Genomic DNA, 19908 nt, shown 5'->3' with positions numbered 1-19908 from the left:
TCCCCCGGCAGTTTTTCGGGACGGAAAAAACTACCGGTTTTTATTACCGGCCTCCCGATAACGGCCAATCTTCCCGATAACGCCGACAACAAGAGTAGTATGAATGACCACGAATAAACCCTCTATGCTGGACGTTATCGAGTTCGGAAAGGCAAACGAAAGCGCAACAGTTCGCCAATACGCCATCCACCTCGAACGTCTCTTAGCTCGACGCGGTTACCAGCCGCATCACCTTGAGACCCTCGACGGCGACCTTTGGCTTTATCTCGACATCGCTCCCAAATACGCGAAGCGAAATCTGAAACTAAACGAGCGCATCGCTGGCTGGGGCTTCTCACCGTCGACCTATAAACAATATCAAAGCGATGGCCGCCGGATGATCGAGACCTATCACGGTGATCTTGAGAAACGTATGGCCCGCCGGAGCCGGCAAGACACCTTCGCCGCGTTGCAGGCCCTCCTCCCCGAGTTAGTCGAAGCTAACCTACTCAAGCAAGCGCAGACGAGGAACCTGCCGCGGCTCATCGACCTCGCGCGAGCGAGGAACTGGGACATTTCCAACCTGACCCGGGATCGTCTCATCTCACTGCGCGATGACTGCTGGACATCCGACGACTGGGGCCGGGTCAAGCAAGGCGCCGCGCTGCTCGATTACTTGCGCCAGTTCCCGACATGTCGTCCGCTGTTGCCGCCAGAGGAAATCGGAGATCTCACCGGCATATTTCGCCTCACATCGCCAATCCCGGATTTTCTCGGCAACGAGGCTGCCCAGTGGGTCAAAGCTGCAACGACCGAATTTGTAGAGTCGATGAATACGCAAGAAGGCCGCGCAGCCACGGCCAAAGAGCATTCTGAAGGAAGCCGGGGCATCTACACCGCAGCGTTGCGCACCTACGTCATCGGCGCCGGCGTTTATCGAGATCTCAAAGACGTCAATGGACTGACACCTCTATTCGATCCCGACCTGATCGAGAAGGTCTTCGTTGATCTCGATAAGAAATGCAGCTCCCCCGGAGGTCTCGCCCCCCGAAGTCTCTACGCTTACGCCGAAAAGCTGAAGCTATGCATGCTCGGTCGCAACATGGCAGCGGAAGCCACAAAGATTGAAACACTTATCTCATCGCTGCCGAGACTAATCGAAGGCCGGAACGCCAGTGATATGATGTCGAAGGATACCGAGAACTGGTGCCGGAACCTTCTCGAGAGCGCAGTGAACCGGGAGCGGTTCGAGACCCAGCATCTCCTTTATGTTCAGCACGCCATGGCGGCGTTAGAGCATGCGCGTATCGAAGGCATAGATCTCGAGGCTTTTGCACGGTCACCCGAAACGCAGCCGCTTTCCAGGGAGCAGCGGCGGCTTGCCAGCCGGTTCCTGCGGCGGGCGCGCATGTTTGGAACCTGCGCTGCCTTCGCAGCGGTCGAACTCGACGGGGCGCCATTCCGGAAATCAAACGTGCTCGATGATCTTTTGATGGCTGGCCATCCCCAGACATTTTTTGACCACCGTCGAGACCCGAGTTCGCCGCGGATCGAGATCCACATCCCGAACGAGCTTCTGAAAAACGGCGGCGCTATGACGAAACGGGGTCAATCGATGCCAAAGTTCAAGTTCTACAAAATCGGGCATGGTGCCGACGCCTACCGAATCCTGTCTTTCTTTCTGAACAGCATTCGACCGCTGTTCTGCGGCGCAAGCCATTCCAGCCTCGTCTTTCCAGCCATCGAGCCGAAGTCACAGTCGCTCGTCACCCAGACCTTCGACAGCTGGTTGGCCGAATGTTCTACTGAGATCGGGCTGCCGCTTACCGCGCACAACTACCGACACGGTGTATGCTCTATCGAAGTCTATTACGATCCGAATTGCTACGCGGAACTCGAAACCGTGACAGGAGATACAGAAGCCACGCTTCGCCGCTTCTACGCCTTCGTCGATGCGGAAATGAGGATACGCCAGTTCCAGGCACGGCGGTATGAGCGACGGGCCAGCAGAACCGAAAGTCAGGAGCATCGGCCGGAGTCGGCGGCATGAAGATCCATCAGGTCCTCGCGAAGCCCGTGTGGCAGACGCTTGTGCAGCGGCCAGGCTTCGCCCGTCTCTCGGCAGCGGCCATCGAGGCTACTGACGACTTCTTTACGTATGTTCTGAAGCAAAGTCTTTATGACCCAACTGCCGGGGACATCCGCACTTGGGTCTCGGATGTCCCTGAAACAGAGCGAATCCATCTTCTCAATGCTCTCGAGGAGGTCTTCAGCGTTTGCGACCCCAGCTTTCTCCGAAGGGTCGCCGAGGCCCGGCACTTTCAACCTGCCGTATCCAGGAAACACCAGGAGGAAGTGCGCCAACCGCTCGAAAGTTCTAACGGACTCAGACCAGTCCACGAAGCCACCGGTTGGGACCCGATCGCTCCCCCGTCGCGCAGGCCTCCGGTCCCGCGGCAAATTTCCGTGGAGCCATGGGACCTCCCGGAAGAGTATCAGATAGCGCTTCGTCGCGCCGCCGATCGCCTTCCGGGTAAGGAGGCAGGGATGCGGGTGCCGGCGCGCAGCATGGTGGTTCGTATGCGCGAGAAGCTGTGCCAGTATGTGTGGTCTTCATCGCAGCGCGGTCTGCCTGCCCCGCTCAGCATCGCCGGCCTTGACGGCTACATCGTCGACGTGATCCAGCGGAGCTCCGCAAGGAAATTTGGGCTTCGCTGGGCGACGGTCCGCGCGAGCGTCGCCGCCCTTTATCTCTTCGCGCGCTTCGTCGGGGAACCGGATGACATCATTGCGATCCTGCGCGCGCAATTGCGGGAATTCGAAATGCGGGAGCGTGGCCAACGCGCGCTCAAATTCTTCAAGCTGTTGCGCACGGGAAATTCGACCGACAAGCTCCTTGATCTCGCCGACAATCTGCTTCTTGGCGCCGACGCCGAACTGAGCCCAAAAAGACGTCACCAGATGCGCAACGGCGCCGCGATCCTCGCTGTCTTCGCAAACGCCCCCCTGCGCAATGCGTCCGCTCAGTTGGTCCTCGGCGAGACCATCTTATGGCGAGGCTCCGAGTGGGTGATCCGGATGGCCATCCAGAAGACGCATACCAGTCGGCCCGAATTGTTCGAGTTTCCGCTGCACCCCGAATGCGGCCGGTTCGTCGACGCCATCATCCTTGGTGATGCTTCGCTGGCGATGCTTCCGGCGCTGCGTGACCGGGCACTATCGGAGCGGCGACAACTTTTCGTCCTGTCGGACGGCACTCCTGCCGCAGCGACCTACGTGCCCCGGGTCTTCCAGGCGCTGACTGGGAACAGTTTCACGACCTTGAGGGTCATGCATTATTCTGATGCCGTGCAGCACCACGGAGTCGCTGGCGTAGAACTCGCCAAGCCGGCTGCACAGCACAAGAGCGTTGATATCGTCAAGATGCACTACATCGCTGAGCAGGTGGCCGAAATACACTCCAACAACCTGCGCACCCGGCGGGAAGCACGAACGCGCGATAACCGGGACGATCTGTGGGCCACGTTCGGTTGGAACGTGGATAGTGACCAGCCCGAGAAGGCGAATTCTACGAGTTAATAGGGACCTGGAGAAGGTGTTTCGGCGCAGCGTTTTCCTCATGTTCACTTCCTCCTTGTGAGAAGTGAACAGGCGGAGAAACGGAGAGGCGCCAGCGGAAAAGAGAGGCTTGACCCGGCCAATGTGCCGGACCCACGGCGAACAGGAGGATAGAATGTTCGACCAACTCTCGCACCCCACCGACTACGATACGACAGAGGTGTCACACGCGGCGGCTCGAAAATTTGTTTCGGAGTATGCCGTAGCGCTGATCTCCGCCAGCGCGCTGCTCGCAGGCGCCGGCGGGAAACGCCTGGCCCAGGGCGTCATCGACGACGCTGCCGACCAGGCCCGCCTGCCGCGGCGGCTGCAAAGGAACCTGCGACAACTGCTCGACATTCTCGAGCTGCGCCATGCTCACGACGATACCAGGGTGGAGTTCTGGTGCTTCGCGGAGATCGATCCCGCCTCACCGGCCGTCGAAGAGATTTGCCTGCTTTCCGAAGGCCTCCGAGCGGCTTTGGAGACGGACTTCATACTCGAAAGTGAGTGACGCAGAGCGCGCAAGGCGCCCACTGATGACCACTGGCAAGGAACGGACAACGGGGCTGACTCACCCGCGCTCCTCGCTCTCGACCAGGCATCCGTTCGGGTGTGGTCGACGCCGCAGGTTCCCTTTCGCCTGCGGCGCTTGACGACGGCAGTTGGAAAGCGTTGGCACATCGCCTCGCACTGCTCGTCCGGAGGGCTCAAATGAGCATCACCTTCACGCCGAAAAGCGGCATTCCTACGAACCTTCAAGACGACGGAGGCATTCGAGACTTTCTTGCAAATCATGGAGCCGGAGTGTTCGATGTGCTCGATGCGGTCCGGGATGACTACGCACTCGAAGCGCTTACCTGCCTCACGAACGGCGCGTTTGAGCGAACCACAGCTTATGATTGGGCCGAAAATCTCATAGCAGAGTTGCTCGAAACCTTTGAGAGCATGTCCTGCGCCACGATCTTTATTCGATCGGCGAACTTCAGAGGCGATGATCTCCTCTCCGCATGGAATTACTACGGTGCCAGGATCGCGGACCTGGCTTCCGAGCATCGCCAGGCAATGCTTGCCATGCAGATGTCGCCAGACGACTGATCTCGCATCCTTGCGCCCACAGGCGGCTCCCAAGCCAGCGAAAGTTCCCGGGATCATGCCCGGGAACTCGAAGGCCAGACTTGAGGTCGCCCGTCATACTTCAATCGGCCGAACGTTTGGGCCTTCAGACGACCGAATTTCTCGACCAACCTCATGATCGTCATTTCAGCGTGGCCTGGCAAATCAGCGGGGGCTGGCAAACCCGAAAGTAGGAGGAAAACGCGTTCGCAAGATACATCGGCAGGTTCTGGAATCCCGTCAGACGGCACTCATTGCTTGACTTCCAGATCCCGATGGCATTCAGGCGAAAGGCGAGGAAAGTGCGCCAAACGCTCTCCACAAGAGCCGGAGAAATCCATGTCAGACCTTTGAAACGTCCTTGCGCCCGACCTTAGGGCCAATGAGCCAAGGCGCGACGTGCCAAAGGTAGATACCAAATGCCAGCGTCCAGAGAAAAACTGAAACATCCACACCGTCGAGACCACCGACCGACACACCTTGGCCACCCACACGCGCCAAAGTGGCAGCACAGATCAGGGCGAATGCGCCTGTGAGCCAAGGTCCAGCAACCAGCGGACGGCCGGTATGCCCCATTGTTGCCCGCATCATGACCGCCAGTGTCATCCCGGCAACGGCGCCGATGCCAAGCACGTGAGCGCTGGCGGCCGGCCCCACGAGGCCCGCCGCTCCAGCCCCGATGGAAGCAAAGCCCAGCGGCACCATCAAGGATGCGAGATGGAGCATCAGAAGAAGTGGCGACCGCCAGGTAGCCAGCCCTCGCCAGCGCAGCAGTCGGATCAGGTGTAGAATAGCCGCAGAGCTGCCGGCAAGAACGCTCGCGGCATGAAATGGCATAACAACCCAGCTGACCAGCGCTGTGACGCCGACCAGGATACAGGCACCGTCGTAACGATTGAACGCAACCGGCAACCGCTCCGACCTGCCTTGAGCAAGCCAGTTCCGTGTGAAGCTCGGCACGATACGGCCACCGATCAGCATGATCAGAAAGATCAGCAGAGCGATCCCAAGTCGGCGACCGATGTCGGACACACCTTGGGTAAGCGCCTCGACGTGAAACACTATATTTGCTCCCCAAAGCAAGGACACCGGGACAAGAACCTTCAGGTTCCTCCAGTTACGCCCCGCCATGATCTCCCGTGCGATCATCGAGGCGACAGCGAGCAGGAACATTTGGTCAATGATGACGGCCGCTATCGGACCGACCGGCAAGAGACCCGCGACACCTGCACGCCCGGCCACCCATATTGCCAGGAGGATCGCCAAAGGCCATCCACGTGTCGGCATCCGCCCTGTCCAGTTCGGAACGGCCGTGAATAGAAACCCGGCGACCACAGCGGATCCATACCCAAATATCATTTCGTGGATATGCCAGTCAGTCGGGGCAAAGTGGCCACCGATTGCGACTTCTCCGCGCCAAATCAGCCACCAGATCGGCATGACGGCGACAGCAAAGACGCCTGCGAAAAGAAAAAAAGGACGAAAACCGTAGCTAAAGAGGGCCGGTCCTCGATAAGTATCGCGCGTTTTCATTGGTTTTACCCCTAAGAATGCAATCGGGCGGCGCCAGTGGCACCGCCCGTATCAGTCGATTGACGCGGGACGCTGCGTCATTCGACCTGGGCGATCAGGTCCGCCATGCGCGCCTTGGCCTTGCCTTTCTGCGCCACGGCCTCAGCCGCCTCGAGGTTGACCGCCTCGCCCACCTGGATTAGCGCGACCATCCCCATCGCGTAGTGCGGCGTGCACTTGACGCCGTAGACGCCTTCTGCGTCGACGGTCAGGTCGAATTCCTCGTTGAACTTGGTCTTGAAGCCTTCAACCCCGTCCGGAAGCATCCCGTCGATATCCTCGACGTTGTGGCCTTTGTCGGTCGGAATGAATTTCACGACATCCCCAGGTTGGGCCTTCACAAAGGCAGGTTCGAAAACCATGGCTCCGGCCTCCCCCTTGTTCATCATGTGGATTTCGAACGTCTCCGCCCCGGCAGTGCCAGCGGCAAGAACAAGGGCGGCGGTCATCATCAGTTTCGTCAGCATCGGAACATCCTTTCATTTGTCCGGTTGCGTTTGCTGCCCCGCTTGTGCGTTAAGATGCGCGACAGAACGTTGCTCTGAAACAAACTCCGGACCCAAATATTGCCAAAGCTCGACGAAAGCCTTCTGAGCGATCTGCCGCCCTTTTGCCTTCTGGAGAAGTCCCAGATTCGCGAAATCCTTGATCGCGCGGTGTCACGCCGATACGAGGAGGGTTCCGCGATCTTTCGCGAAGGCCATGATGCCGACCGTTTCTACCTGCTGCTCGACGGATACCTGCGGGTGGTCCGAACGACTCCGGGGGGCGATCAAATCATCGTTCTGCATATCTCGCCCGGTCAGCTCTTCGGGATCGCCCCGGCGCTTCAGCGCGATACCTACCCCGCCACATCGATCGCAGCGGCTGAATCGATAGCGCTTTCCTGGCCCACCAGTCTCTGGCCGGAATTCGTGGCGAACTACCCCGGGTTCGCAACCGAGAGTTACAAGACGCTTGGACAACGGTTGGGGCAGATCCAGGATACGTTGACCGAAATGGCGACGCAGGCCGTGGAAAAACGGGTGGCCTGTGCACTGTTACGACTTGTGAACCAAACCGGACGAAAGACGGAGGAAGGGATCGAAATTGCCTTCCCAGTCACTCGGCACGACATATCAGAGATGACCGGCACTACCTTGCACACGGTCAGCCGATTGCTCTCATCCTGGCAGAAGGACGGCATCGTGCAGTCGACACGCAAACATATTGTGGTCACGGCACCACACCGCCTTGTTGTTTTGAGCGGCATAGAGGGATGACCCTCGCATGAAGAGACAATTGATTGCCGGTAGGAACTGCGCGGGGGTGTCTCTTACAAAGCCCCTACCTTGATCGTTTGTTTAACCCGGGTTTCCCCGCGGTATCTGTTTGGTCTTTGATGCGCGCAGATAACTCCGCCCGAAATGCGTCTTCGTCCAAGTCGTATTCAAGGCACGCATCAGTGATCGCATGAAAAGGCGCGATCGGACAGCCAGGACACAGCATCCGCCGCTCAAAAAACACCGATGCGACCTCCGGCCAGGCCGCAAACAGCTCTGACAAAGGCAAACAGGGGTCGTCGAAGTCAGGCTTGCTCATGGCGGGTCCTTTCATACCCTCATGCTGTGCTCTTCTTTCGTCCCGTTCTTTGCGTTTGCGCAATAACCGGATACACCACCACCCTTAGACAGCCGGTATCCGCAACAATTTGTCGGGACCGCGACATGTCAGAACTACTCACCAAATCGCGGGCCAGGAACGTGTTCTACGGGGGATCCATCTTCTTCGTCGTCGTGTTCGTGGCCCTGACGGCGCAGAGCCACCGTCACATCGTGGACAAGGCCACTGCCGGAATGCCCCTCACCGAAGAGGTTCGACTGGGCAAGCACGTCTGGGAACGCAACTCCTGCATCAACTGCCACACGCTGCACGGCGAGGGCGCCTATTTCGCGCCTGAGGTCGGTAACGTGATGACAAGGTGGGGCGCCCAAGACGACCCCGAACTTGCCTACGAGATGCTGGACGGATGGATGCAGGCGCAGCCTTCGGGCATCGAGGGCCGCCGCCAGATGCCGCATTTTGAGATCACCGAGGAGGAGATGCGCGCACTCGCTGAATTCCTCCGCTGGGCCGATCAGACCGACACCCAGAACTGGCCGCCGAACGACGCGGGCTGAGCCTTTTCCAGGAGAAAAACCATGAAATACCAATCGCAAAAAGTGGCCTACGCCTATTTCCTCGTGGCCATGGCCCTTTTCGGCATCCAGGTGCTGGGCGGGCTTCTTGCTGGCTGGATCTACGTCTCGCCAAACACGCTGTCTGAGGTCCTGCCGTTCAACGTCATCCGCATGATCCATACCAACGCGCTGATCGTCTGGCTTCTGCTCGGCTTCTTCGGCGCGGCCTACTATCTCGTCCCCGAGGAAAGCGAACGCGAAATCTTCTCGGTCAAGCTCGCTTACATCCAGCTGGCGATCCTCGTGGTCGGCACGCTCGGCGCGGTCGGCTCCTACCTCGTGGGTATCCACGGCGGGCGCGAGTTCCTCGAACAGCCGCTCTGGGTCAAGTTCGGCATCCTCGTCGCGGCGGTGATCTTCCTCGTCAACGTCTCGCTGACCTTCCTCGCAGGGCGCAAGACGGCGATCACCAACATCCTGATGATGGGGCTCTGGCTGCTCTGCCTGCTCTGGGTATTCGCCTTCATCAACCCGGACAACCTGTCGCTCGACAAGATGTATTGGTGGATGGTCGTGCATCTCTGGGTCGAGGCGACCTGGGAACTTGTGATGGCCGCAATCCTCGGCTTCCTGATGCTCAAACTCACCGGCGTCGACCGGGAGGTGATCGAGAAATGGCTCTACGTCATCGTCGCCACCGCGCTCTTCTCGGGCATCCTTGGCACCGGGCACCACTTCTACTGGATCGGCACGCCGGGCTACTGGCAGTGGATCGGTTCGATCTTCTCGACCTTCGAGGTGGTCCCCTTCTTCGCCATGATGTCCTTCGCTTTCGTGATGGTCTGGAAGGGCCGTAAGAACCACCCGAACAAGGCCGCGCTTCTGTGGTCGCTCGGGTCCTCCACTGTTGCCTTCTTTGGCGCTGGTGTCTGGGGTTTCCTGCACACGTTGCACGGGGTGAACTTCTACACCCATGGCACGCAGATCACCGCCGCCCACGGGCACCTCGCGTTCTACGGTGCATACGTGGCCCTCAACCTCGCAATGTTCAGCTATGCGATGCCGCTGTTGCGCAACCGCGCGCCCTATAACCAAGTGCTCAACATGGCGAGCTTCTGGCTGATGACCGGCGGGATGGCCTTCATGACCTTCACGCTGACCTTCGCCGGGACGATCCAGACGCATATGCAGCGGATCGTGGGCGACTACTACATGGACGTGCAGGACCAGCTTGGCCTCTTCTACCTGATGCGCTTCGGCTCGGGTGTGGCGGTGGTCCTTGGCGCCATCCTCTTCATCTACTCCATGCTCGTGGTGCGCCGCGAGGTGGTCAAACCCGGCCCCGTGATCAAAGACGCGGCCATTCCGGGAGAGTGATCCGATGAAAGACCTCAACACAGCCGACCTGCCGTTCTACCAGCCCGTCGCCGATGAGTGCGCGGTGTTCGAAACGGCCCATGCCAACGCTCTGCCCCTTCTTCTGAAGGGGCCGACCGGCTGCGGCAAGACGCGCTTTGTCGAACACATGGCGGCGCGTCTGGACCTGCCGCTGCACACCGTCGCGTGCCACGACGACCTCTCGGCCGCCGACCTGATCGGGCGCTACCTGCTGAAGGGCGGCGAAACCGTCTGGGTCGACGGGCCGCTCACCCGCGCGGTGCGCGAAGGCGGCATCTGCTACCTCGACGAGGTGGTGGAGGCCCGCAAGGATGTCACCGTCGTCCTTCACCCTCTGACCGATGACCGCCGCCGGCTCGTCATCGACAAGACGGGCGAGGAACTGGTGGCGCCTGACAGCTTCATGCTCGTCGCCAGCTACAATCCGGGCTACCAGAACATCCTGAAGAAGCTAAAGCCCTCGACCCGGCAGCGCTTCGTCTCCGTCGGGTTCGATTTCCCGACACCGGAGGTCGAGGTGCCAGTGGTCATGCGCGAAAGCGGGCTGGACGAGGGCCGGGCGAAGGCCTTGGTCCGACTGGCGGGCGGTATCCGCAACCTCTCGGGCATGGACCTTGAGGAAGGGGTTTCGACCCGCCTCCTGATCTATGCCGCCACGATGATCGCCAAGGGGATGCCCGTCGACCGGGCGCTTCAGGCGGCCATCATCGAACCGCTCAGCGATGAGCCGGATGTGCAACAGGCCCTGCGCGATATCGCCAGCGCCGTGTTCGGGTGATGCCATGATCCATGTTCTCGACCTCATGGAGCCGGAGGAAACCGTCGGCAACCTGTGGCACGACATGGCGACGCGCAAGGCGACAACAGACTCGGACCGCGCCGTCAGCTTCGATGCCATGCGCCCCAGCCTGGCCGCACTCTTCCGGGCCCTCGGTGGCCCGGCGGGGGTAGAGATCGTGGCCTCCCCACTCGCCTCCTCTGACCATCGTCCCGGTCTCTTCCGCCGGATCGGCACCGCGCGCGAAATGGTGCATGTGGCAGATTTCGACGGTGACCGCCTGCGTCTACCCCCAGTGATGGACTGCTTTTCCACCCCGGGCTTAAACCGCACGGCCTATCTCTGGCTCGCTGCCATCGCCGCCTTTGCCGAGGTGCCCGCGTCGCTGGACGACCCTTACCGCAACGATCTCGCCCAGATCGCGGCGAATGAGACCGCAATGGACCGCGCCTTCCGCGCCTGCCCCGGTATTCAGGGAGATTACCGGGTTCTCTGCGTTGAGACCTGCGCCTTACGCAAACGCTCGGCCCTGCCCCGGCACGAGGCCTCGGTCGAGCTGATGATCCTCGACCAGATCGGCTGCCAGCGCGGCGGTATCGAAGAAATCGGCACCCCCGCCCCGCGCGGCTACCGCAGTTATGCCCCGGTGCCGATCTGGCTGCGGTTCCTGCCGCGCACCACCGGCAAGGGCGCGGCGGATACAGCGGAGGAACCCGATCAGACCCCCGCCTTCGCCCTGCCCAGCCGGAAAGAGGCGAAACGCGAAGACCGAGATCAGGCCAACCGCAACGACGGGTTCATCATCCATCGGTTCGAGACGATCATGTCATGGGCCGAAAGCCTGAACATCAACCGCATGGTCGATGACGACGATCAGGACAATGCCGCCAAGGCGGCAGAGGATCAGGACCACCTGACATTCTCGGAGAATATGAAGCGCGCCGCGACCCTGCTGCGCCTGTCGCTGGACCTCTCGCCGCAGGACACCGATCACGAGATGCTGGCGGACAAATTCACCTACCCCGAGTGGAACCGCCGCACCGGCGACTACATGCCCGGCCATACACGCGTGCTGGAGGCGCCTGCGAAACCCCGCGCAGAATACGCCCCAAACCCGCGCCTCGTCGCCCGGGTCAAACGCCAGTTCGCGCCTCTGCACCCGCGCCGCGTCGTCCTGCCCCGCCAGATCGACGGAGAGGATCTCGACCTCGACGCGCTTGTCACCTCCCGCACGGATATCGCCTGCGGGCAGGAAGGGTCCGACCGGGTCTGGCAGGCTGGACGTCCCACGGCCCGCGACCTGAGCGTCGCCATTCTGATTGACTGCTCGCGCTCGACCGAGGCCGCGATCGGCGATACCTCGGTTATCGAGGTCGCACGGGAGGCACTTTCTTCGCTCGCCGAAGGCATCGACACCGCCGGCGATCGGCTTGGCATCTGGGGCTTTTCGTCCCTACGCCGCGACCGTGTCTTCCTGCATCGCGCCAAGACCTTCGAGGAACCAATGTCCGGCGAGGTCACCGCCAGGATCGGCGGCCTTGCGCCCGGCCACTACACCCGACTCGGTGCCGCGATCCGCCATGTCTCGGCCCAGCTGGCAGAAGAAGGCGCGACCCGCCGCCTGCTGCTGGTGCTGACCGACGGCAAACCCAACGACCTCGATCACTACGAGGGCCAGCACGGGATCGAGGACAGCCGCATGGCCGTCCGCGAGGCCCGCGCCCTCGGCCAGGCCGTGCATGGCGTCATCGTCGATCAGGACGGGCAGGACTGGTTCGCACGTATCTTCGGTCGCGCCGGATTTACCCTGCTGCCGCATCCCGAACGCCTGCCTCGGGCCCTGCCCGAGATATATCAAACCCTGACCATGGAGAGCTGAGATGAAACGCATCCTCACCATTGCCCTGCTTCTGCCCACCACCGCGCTGGCGGAGGCCTATGACCGCCCCATCCCCCAGCCCCAGACCGAAACGGCGGAGTTCTGGTTTTTCGTCGGCTCCGTCGCGCTGGTCCTGTCACTTGTCGCCGTGCAGATGCTGGTGAGCCGCCGATGAGACCCTCCCTGAAGCTCTTCGCGGCGCTCTATCCGTTTGGCGCAGGGGCCATGGGGGTGAACCTCTTCTTCGCCTCGCTGATAGGGTCATGGATGGGCTGGCCCGTGCTGACGCCCTGGCAGTCCGCCGCTGGGGGGCTGGTCATCGGTCTTCCCGCGACTTACGCCTTTGCCTGTCACATCATGCGACTGATGGAGAAGGCCGAAAGCTGATGACCGGATGGACGGAATACACGCTCGCACTGGCGATCTTCGTCGCCAGCCACTTCCTGCCGCGCATCGGCGGCTTGCGCGACGGGCTGATCGGCGCGGTCGGGCGGCGCGTGTATTTCTCCGCCTACGGGCTATTGTCCATCGGTCTGCTCGTCTGGGTCATCGTGGCGGCGGGCCGGGCGCCCTATGTCGAACTATGGCCACAGGCACCTTGGACGAGATGCGTGCCCAACATCGCGATGCCCATCGCCACCGTGCTGGTCGCTTGCGGCTTCGGTGTGCGAAACCCTTTCACGCTTGGGGGCAAGCGCGACGCCATCGTCGATCCCGACGACCCGGGTTTCGCGGCAGTCTCCCGACACCCGTTGTTTCTTGCGCTGGCGCTTTGGGCCAGCGCCCATCTGGTGCCAAACGGAGACCTCGCCCATGTGATTCTATTCGGCAGCTTCACTATCATGGCGCTGGCCGCGATCCCCGCCTTCGACGCAAAGGCACCGCGCGCGCTCGGGCCGCAGACCGCCGCGTTTTTCGAACGGACGGCGATTCTCTCTCTCACCCCGCTGGCGCGCGCCGAATGGCTCCGAGCCAATGCCCGGCCGATGGCGATGCGCGCCGCGCTCGGGCTCTTCCTCTGGGTCGCCGCGCTGCACCTGCACGCCCTCGTGATCGGTGTCTCGCCCTTTCCGGCCTGAGCTTGATCCTGCGCAAAGTTCACAACCCGGAAAAGGCACATACCGGGCGTATGAAACAGATCGACCGCCTCAGATCCCTCGGCCTCTTCGACGCCCGGGTGCCCCGCTACACCTCGTATCCAACCGCCCCAGTCTTCTCGCCGGAGGTAGGGGCCGCTCACCAGGTCAAAACGCTCGCCGCGCTGAACCCGGACGAACCCGTCTCGGTCTACCTCCACATACCCTTCTGCGAGCGGCTCTGCTGGTTCTGCGCCTGCCGCACGCAGGGCACCAAGACACTATCCCCGGTCGAAAGCTACATAGGCACGCTGGAACAGGAACTTGCGCTTCTGAAGGAAATCCTTCCTGAAGGGTTGAGAATGGGACGGATGCACTGGGGAGGCGGCACGCCGACGATCCTGCCACCGCATCTCATCCACCGCCTTGCGCGCGCGGTCCGTGCGATCATTCCCCCGACAGCGGATCACGAATTCTCGGTCGAAATCGACCCAACCATGGTCGACCCAGACAAGATCGCGGCGCTCGCCGAAGAGGGCATGAACCGTGCAAGCATCGGCATCCAGGACTTCGACCCCAAGGTGCAGGAGGCCATCGGTCGCATACAGCCCTTCGATATCACGAAGGCCTGCGTCGAAAACTTGCGCGCGGCGGGCATTCAATCGCTAAACGCGGACCTCGTCTATGGCCTCCCCCACCAGAACATGGCCCGGCTGGACCACACTGTCTCAAAGGTGCTCGAGCTGGCGCCGGATCGACTGGCTATCTTTGGCTATGCCCATGTCCCATGGGTGTCCAAACGCCAGCAACTGATCGACAGCGACGCCCTGCCGAAGGAGGTCGAGCGATACGAACTTGCGACCCTCGCCGCAAAGCGGTTCATGGGCGCGGGCTTCGAAGCGATCGGAATTGACCACTTCGCCCGGTCGAGTGACTCGCTCGCCGAAGCAGCACGTTCCGGCCACCTGCGGCGCAACTTTCAGGGTTATACCGACGACATCTACCCGACGCTGATCGGCCTCGGAGCCTCCTCTATCTCGCGCCTTCCCGCGTGCTACATCCAGAACGCGCCGGCCACCGCCGCTTACATCCAGCGCATTGAGAGCGGGACGTTGGCAGGGTCGCGCGGTCACGAAATGACAGAGGACGACCTACTCAGGGCTCGCGTCATCGAGATGCTGATGTGCGATTTCTGCCTCAACCGACCTGCACTTCGTCAGATGTTCGGCGACACGTCAAACCTGGTCGATCCAATTATTGCGCAGGTGGCAACCCGGTATCGCGACTACGTGCAGCTTTCGGAAAACTATCTCGACATTTCCCATGCGGGCAGGCCACTCACGCGCATCATCGCAAGCTGGTTCGACGCTTATGTCCCGGACGGCGTCAAATATAGTCAGGCCTCATGAACGGATGCTCCACGAGTGCCGGAAGCGCTGGATTTCTCGACGGGTCTCCAACAACTTGGAGATTGCACAAACCAATGGCGAACGGGGCCAACTGCCTTTATTCACCGCATTTGGCAGGGCTGTCGGCAGCTCGCTGCCGATGGCAGCAGCGAACCGCCCCACGCGTATAAAGCGCCGACGATATCCACGCCGCGCCTCTTAGAGGGTTCTAACTCTTCCTCATCATACTTGTAGCTTCGGCAGTTGGAGGCATAATTCGCCGAAACGAGCCAGAAGTGACTGAATTGACCACCACCATGCCTGCCCGGACCTACGTCGTCGTGCTTGCCGCCCTCGGCGCGACACATCTTTTGAACGACCTGATGCAGTCGCTCATACCCGCAGCCTATCCCATCCTGAAGGAGGCATACGGGCTCGACTTCGTGCAGATCGGACTCATCACATTAACATTCCAGATCGCCGGATCGCTGCTGCAACCAGTGATGGGTATGGTGACGGACCGCTATCCAGCGCCGTATTCACCCGTGGTTGGCATGGCCTTCACCTTGACTGGATTGGGGTGCCTGGCCTTCGCCGCAAGTTATGGTGGGATCCTCGTCGCGGTGGCGCTGATTGGCATCGGCTCCTCGATTTTTCATCCTGAGGCAACGCGCATGGCACGCTACGCGGCAGGCGACCGACAGGGACTTGCACAGGGGATATTCCAAGTGGGCGGACAGGCGGGTGGCGCTCTCGGTCCTGTCCTTGCTGCGCTGATCATCGTGCCTTGGGGCCAGCCGAGCCTGGCCTGGTTCGCAGTGCTCGCGCTTCTCGCGATGGCGTTGCTGACCTGGATCGGGAGCCAACAGCATCGGATCCGCTCAGAGTTTACGGAACGCTCCGCCCGCCGCCGAGCCGACACCCCGTCCCCCGAGCATAGCGCAGCAACGATCGCTTTGGGATTGAGCGTGCTCACCTTCCTCATGTTCACCAAGAACACCTATGGCGAGAGCTTCCGATCCTTCTACACCTTCTACCTGATCGAGAAGTTCGGCCTTTCGATCCCCGCGTCGCAGATGATGCTGTTCCTATTCCTAATCGCGGCAGCGGTTGGCGTGCTGATCGGCGGGATCGTCGGTGATGCGATCGGGCGGCGGGAGATTATCTGGATCTCTGTGCTGGGGCCCCTTCCGTTGACCCTGATCCTGCCCTACGCCGACCTGTTCTGGACCGGCGTGCTGACGGTGGCGATCAACCTGATTATGGCCAGCGCCTTCGCCTCAATCCTGATATATGCCATGGACCTGCTGCCGAACCGCATCGGTCTGATCGGCGGTTTGTTCTACGGTCTAAACTTCGGTCTCGGTGGGATCGCGGCGGCACTCCTTGGCGTAATGGCGGACAGCTACGGAGTCGAGGCGGTCTATCGACTCTGCGCCTTTCTGCCTTTGGCGGGGCTTGCTGTCTGGTTCTTGCCACCGATCGAGGAACGGCGAGTCATGTAGACCAGTTCGATATGCACTGCCGGTGAAAGCGATACTGTTCGAACACCAAAAAATCCACGACGACAGGGTGAACTCGAAGCGCCGAATGGGGACTCTTGGGGAACAGACAACTACCAAAGCCATGCCCGAACCCCGGTGTGATCGAACAGCAACCGCGCTTTTCTACATCTTCCTTACGACGCTTCTCGCAAGCGCAGCAATCAAATCCGTTCGCGTAACGATGCCCGTGATCGCGCCGCGTTCTATAACCGGCACTGCATCGACATCACCATCAGCCATCATTGGGAGCAGAGCACTGATCGGAGTATTGGTCGTGGCACGAGGTCCGGCGACGCTCATAATGTCCTTAGCCTGGACAGGTCGGTCTCTCCGGCTATCCAGCAACCGCCTAAATGCCGACACGAACCCTCGATTCAGACGCAGCGCGTCCTCCCGTGCTTTCCCTATCAAGTGGATCTGAAAGATTACGCCCAAAAACTTACCGCTCTGGTCAATCACCGGGAGTGAGGTGAACTTGTGACGTCGAAAAAGATTCGCAACTTCCACAAGTTCCGTATCCGGGGCGACCGTAACAAGGTCCGTGGACATAATCTGGGCTGCGGTAAGTGGTCCGGTTTCGTGAGTAGCCGCCTGGATCTCGGCCGCACCGATCAAACGGGCCAGATCCTCGACCCCCAGGTTAAATGACTGTCTGTATCGTTCGAGAATAGAACTCAGTTCACTCTCTGTAAGGCCGAGGCGTTCGATCGGAGAGGTGCCTTCGGTGCCTTGCGGACCCGGTTCGTCAAACTGGCGGAAGGGATAACGTCGGCCGGTCAGACGTGCAAAGCACATCGCGACAGCGACCAGAGCCGCTGTTCCCAAACCGATCGGCATAATCGCGAACCAAAACCCAAGGCTCTCGGTAGCGTCCGGCGAGAGAGCAGCGGTCATCGCCACGGCACCGGCCGGTGGATGCAAGGCGCGGCACATCATGGTGACACTGATTGCCAAACCGACACTCGCAACCACCCGTATCAGGGGATCCGAGACAAGCAGGCACACTCCAACAGCAACCAGTGCTGCGACGGTATTGCCGACGACGGCTGACCAGGGTTGAGCAAGAGGCGAGTTCGGAACAGCAAAGAGAAGGACCGAGGTCGCTCCGAACGGGGCGACGAGGTAACGGCCCCACTCCAAATCGATAGACGGCGACAGTAGCAACAGCCCTGTCAGCCCCAGACCGACGACCGCACCGAGACCGGCACGCATAGCTTCACTGATTTGAACGTGTCCTACCGCAGGTCCGAAAGATCTGAAAATTTGCAAACAACCCCCATTTATATTGTGCGCAAATTTTCAGCACACCGCCCAGAGTTCAAGCACATATTCGAGCAATGCCGGTTTATCGTTCTCGCACCAGCCGGAACCCCAGATGATCCGGTGGAAACCCAACGGCACACCCACCGACGCTGGCATCCCGGACAAAGTCGATGATTGCTGCCTGATGACGACCGCCAGCAATGCGCACCCCGCAATAGGGATCGCGGCCAATGATCTCACCATCCTCTCCGACCTCGCCGTTCTCCATGCATCCATCCGTCCATTCCCAGACGTTGCCGCCCATGTCCGCCAGACCGAGGCTGTTTTCGCCAAACCCGCCGCGCGGCCTCAGGGCCGGACTGGAACTGCCACGTAATAACACGCCGCGCTGGTATTGCGACAGCATGCGTTCTCCAGGGTCGAGGTCGCCCTCATCCGGGGCTGCATCTCCCTGACGCTCGGCGGCAGCCCGATGCCACTCCAGCACAGTCGGGAGACGCCATGTCTGGCCGGTCTGTTCGGATAGCCACGCGGCGTAAGCTGTCGCGTCGATCCAGTTGACGTTTGTCTGGGCCAGCCCGCCAGTGCCAGTATCCACGTCTGAACAGGCGCCTTCCGCTACACAGGCCATGTAGTCCCGGCGTGAGACCTGGTATTTCATCATATCGAACGCGCCGACCGAAAGACTCTGCACGCCGGGCGTCGCCGCCTTGCCGTCGCGGCTGAAGTTGCCAAGCGGTCGATACGCCACCTCGCCAGCAGGCACCCGCACGATATCCGCTTGCAGGGATGCCGCGTGCAAAGCCTGGTCGGCAACTCGATCGCGCGCCTGATCGCCAAGCCATGCCCCAGCCCCGAGGCCGCAGACCAGTGTCAGACCGGCCAGCCCGATCATCACTCTCATCCTGTCCATATCGGGACCTCATCACATAGGGGGCGCCCGGAATGTCCGGCCGCCCCAGTCAACTTCCGCCTTGGAACAGCCGCGCCTTATGGTAGCGCGGTCTTTCCTTCGTAGGCGGCGTTATACTCGACAGGCGCCTGAACCTGCTCCATCAGGTCGTTGTTCCAGTTGCCCTCGACCACCACGTGGGCCGTCGCGCCGAGATTCACAGCCTCGATCAGGTTGTGGTTCACGTAGGCATAGACGCCCGGCTGAAGGAACTCGTAGAGAGCAGCGCCGGCGGACCCGCCCGCAATGAACCACGTTTCGAGGTCGCGCTCCGGCGTGTTGTTGAACTTCCCGCGTTCCCAGACGAGGTCCCCGTGGCCACCGATAAGGTGCGGCCGGGTGTCCCGGTTGGCTTGGCTGTGCACGAACAGGACCTTTTCACCCTGCGCCGCATGCAGCGCATTGTCGCCAGTCAGAGAGCCGACCTTGCCGTTGAAGACGACGTGGCTCGGGATCAGACCGTTCATCACCTCGAGCGTATCGGGATAGCTTTCGCCAACATCCTCGAACCGCTTGTAGTCGCCGTTTTCGTCCTTCGGGATGTAGAAGTCGTTCTCCCCGATATAGAACACCCGGTCATAGCGGACTGGGTCACCCTTGTGGTCGGTCAGGCCGCTACGCGGCAGGACCATGATGCAGCCAGACATGCCGCTGACGACGTGCCAGGGGATCATGGGGCCACCCGGGGCGCAGTGGTAGACGAATGTCCCCGGACGCGTTGCCTTGAACCGCAGCGTTGTCTTTTCGCCGGGGTTCACCAGCGTTAGGGAGCCGCCACCAAGCGCACCGGTCGCCGAGTGGAAGTCGATGTTGTGCTGCATCATGTTCTCGGGCGAATTAAACAGCGTCAGCTCAACATAGTCGCCCTCGTGAACGACCATCATGGGACCGGGGATCGACCCGTTGAAGGTCATCGCCTGAAGGTAGGCACCGTTGTCGACCTCGACTTCCTTCTCGACGATCTGCATCTCGAATTCGACGATGCGCGGTTCGGCGGGGGCCTCCTGCTCATGTTCGTGCACCATCGGAGGACGCACGAGCTTGCGCTTGATGCGCTTCAGGCTGGACAGGTCCGCGGGGGGCGCCATCGAAGTGTCCATAATCTCTTCGGCCTTGGCGGCCTTCGCGAGGACGGGCAGCGCGGCGATGCCGGCAGCGCCCATCAGTGCGGCTCTTCTCGTCAGCATTTCCAAGCTCCTTTCAGGTT

20 protein-coding genes are annotated in these 19908 nt (G+C 60.9%); 14 read left to right on the top strand and 6 right to left on the bottom strand.

What is annotated here, in order from left to right; genetic code table 11:
* The first annotated feature begins 103 nt into the window (after window positions 1-103).
* The 4 genes from DDT93_RS03050 to DDT93_RS03035 all read left to right on the top strand — a co-directional run bounded on the left by DDT93_RS03050 (window position 104) and on the right by DDT93_RS03035 (window position 4674).
* Window positions 104-2029: a hypothetical protein gene (locus tag DDT93_RS03050; RefSeq protein WP_109464309.1), complete on the top strand. Its 1926-nt coding sequence runs from the start codon at window positions 104-106 to the stop codon at window positions 2027-2029.
* Window positions 2026-3558 (top strand): hypothetical protein, encoded by a 1533-nt coding sequence (locus DDT93_RS03045; RefSeq protein ID WP_109464308.1) that lies wholly within the window; start codon window positions 2026-2028, stop codon window positions 3556-3558. The genes DDT93_RS03050 and DDT93_RS03045 overlap by 4 nt, the downstream gene beginning before the upstream one ends.
* A gap of 154 nt (window positions 3559-3712) precedes the next feature.
* A complete protein-coding gene (locus tag DDT93_RS03040; protein ID WP_109464307.1) occupies window positions 3713-4090 on the top strand; it encodes a hypothetical protein in 378 nt (125 codons plus the stop codon).
* Between the two features lie 200 nt (window positions 4091-4290).
* Window positions 4291-4674 carry a hypothetical protein gene (locus DDT93_RS03035; RefSeq protein ID WP_109464306.1) on the top strand — a complete coding sequence of 128 codons (384 nt, stop codon included), beginning with the start codon at window positions 4291-4293 and terminating at the stop codon, window positions 4672-4674.
* A 360-nt stretch (window positions 4675-5034) separates the two neighbouring features.
* Here DDT93_RS03035 and DDT93_RS03030 read toward each other — a convergent pair whose 3' ends face one another.
* Both DDT93_RS03030 and DDT93_RS03025 read right to left on the bottom strand, forming a co-directional pair.
* Entirely contained in the window at window positions 5035-6225 is a 1191-nt protein-coding gene (locus DDT93_RS03030; RefSeq protein ID WP_109464305.1) for an NnrS family protein, read from the bottom strand.
* Window positions 6226-6302: 77 nt separating this feature from the next.
* The gene (locus DDT93_RS03025; RefSeq protein WP_109464304.1) at window positions 6303-6731 is read right to left on the bottom strand and encodes a pseudoazurin; all 429 of its coding nucleotides are present in this window, start codon (window positions 6729-6731) and stop codon (window positions 6303-6305) included.
* A 99-nt stretch (window positions 6732-6830) separates the two neighbouring features.
* Between DDT93_RS03025 and DDT93_RS03020 the strand changes: the two genes are divergently transcribed.
* On the top strand, window positions 6831-7526 hold the full coding sequence (locus DDT93_RS03020) for a Crp/Fnr family transcriptional regulator (RefSeq protein ID WP_109464303.1): 696 nt from the start codon (window positions 6831-6833) through the stop codon (window positions 7524-7526).
* Window positions 7527-7590: 64 nt separating this feature from the next.
* On the opposite strand, the gene DDT93_RS03015 is transcribed toward DDT93_RS03020, so the two are convergent.
* On the bottom strand, window positions 7591-7845 hold the full coding sequence (locus DDT93_RS03015) for a DUF1858 domain-containing protein (RefSeq protein WP_109464302.1): 255 nt from the start codon (window positions 7843-7845) through the stop codon (window positions 7591-7593).
* Window positions 7846-7970: 125 nt separating this feature from the next.
* Here DDT93_RS03015 and DDT93_RS03010 point away from each other — a divergent pair, with 125 nt between their 5' ends.
* From DDT93_RS03010 to DDT93_RS02975, 9 genes are all read left to right on the top strand, one after another.
* Window positions 7971-8423: a c-type cytochrome gene (locus DDT93_RS03010; protein WP_109464301.1), complete on the top strand. Its 453-nt coding sequence runs from the start codon at window positions 7971-7973 to the stop codon at window positions 8421-8423.
* 21 nt (window positions 8424-8444) lie between these two features.
* Window positions 8445-9800, top strand: coding sequence for a cbb3-type cytochrome c oxidase subunit I (locus DDT93_RS03005; protein ID WP_109464300.1), 1356 nt, complete (start codon window positions 8445-8447; stop codon window positions 9798-9800).
* 4 nt (window positions 9801-9804) lie between these two features.
* Window positions 9805-10599: a CbbQ/NirQ/NorQ/GpvN family protein gene (locus DDT93_RS03000; RefSeq protein WP_109464299.1), complete on the top strand. Its 795-nt coding sequence runs from the start codon at window positions 9805-9807 to the stop codon at window positions 10597-10599.
* A gap of 4 nt (window positions 10600-10603) precedes the next feature.
* Complete coding sequence (locus DDT93_RS02995) at window positions 10604-12478, top strand: nitric oxide reductase activation protein NorD (protein ID WP_109464298.1); 1875 nt, start codon at window positions 10604-10606, stop codon at window positions 12476-12478.
* A 1-nt stretch (window position 12479) separates the two neighbouring features.
* Window positions 12480-12653, top strand: a complete 174-nt coding sequence (locus tag DDT93_RS26690) for a hypothetical protein (RefSeq protein ID WP_198654754.1) — start codon at window positions 12480-12482, stop codon at window positions 12651-12653.
* Window positions 12650-12865: an NnrT protein gene (locus DDT93_RS02990; protein WP_109464297.1), complete on the top strand. Its 216-nt coding sequence runs from the start codon at window positions 12650-12652 to the stop codon at window positions 12863-12865. Before DDT93_RS26690 ends, DDT93_RS02990 begins: the two co-directional genes overlap by 4 nt.
* Window positions 12865-13557, top strand: coding sequence for an NnrU family protein (locus DDT93_RS02985; RefSeq protein ID WP_109464296.1), 693 nt, complete (start codon window positions 12865-12867; stop codon window positions 13555-13557). Before DDT93_RS02990 ends, DDT93_RS02985 begins: the two co-directional genes overlap by 1 nt.
* Before the next feature lie 50 nt (window positions 13558-13607).
* Window positions 13608-14963, top strand: coding sequence for an oxygen-independent coproporphyrinogen III oxidase (hemN, locus tag DDT93_RS02980; RefSeq protein ID WP_109464295.1), 1356 nt, complete (start codon window positions 13608-13610; stop codon window positions 14961-14963).
* Window positions 14964-15259: 296 nt separating this feature from the next.
* Complete coding sequence (locus DDT93_RS02975; protein ID WP_109464294.1) at window positions 15260-16447, top strand: MFS transporter; 1188 nt, start codon at window positions 15260-15262, stop codon at window positions 16445-16447.
* 162 nt (window positions 16448-16609) lie between these two features.
* On the opposite strand, the gene DDT93_RS02970 is transcribed toward DDT93_RS02975, so the two are convergent.
* The 3 genes from DDT93_RS02970 to nirK form a co-directional block, all read right to left on the bottom strand.
* Window positions 16610-17755: an HPP family protein gene (locus DDT93_RS02970; protein ID WP_456297924.1), complete on the bottom strand. Its 1146-nt coding sequence runs from the start codon at window positions 17753-17755 to the stop codon at window positions 16610-16612.
* A 76-nt stretch (window positions 17756-17831) separates the two neighbouring features.
* A complete protein-coding gene (locus DDT93_RS02965; RefSeq protein ID WP_232825355.1) occupies window positions 17832-18644 on the bottom strand; it encodes an SUMF1/EgtB/PvdO family nonheme iron enzyme in 813 nt (270 codons plus the stop codon).
* A gap of 95 nt (window positions 18645-18739) precedes the next feature.
* On the bottom strand, window positions 18740-19888 hold the full coding sequence (nirK, locus tag DDT93_RS02960) for a copper-containing nitrite reductase (protein WP_109464292.1): 1149 nt from the start codon (window positions 19886-19888) through the stop codon (window positions 18740-18742).
* Between the last annotated feature and the right edge of the window lie 20 nt (window positions 19889-19908).

Source organism: Albibacillus kandeliae, assembly GCF_003116585.1.
Classification (GTDB): Bacteria; Pseudomonadota; Alphaproteobacteria; order Rhodobacterales; family Rhodobacteraceae; genus Albibacillus; species Albibacillus kandeliae.
This window is presented reverse-complemented; position numbering and strand designations above follow the sequence as displayed.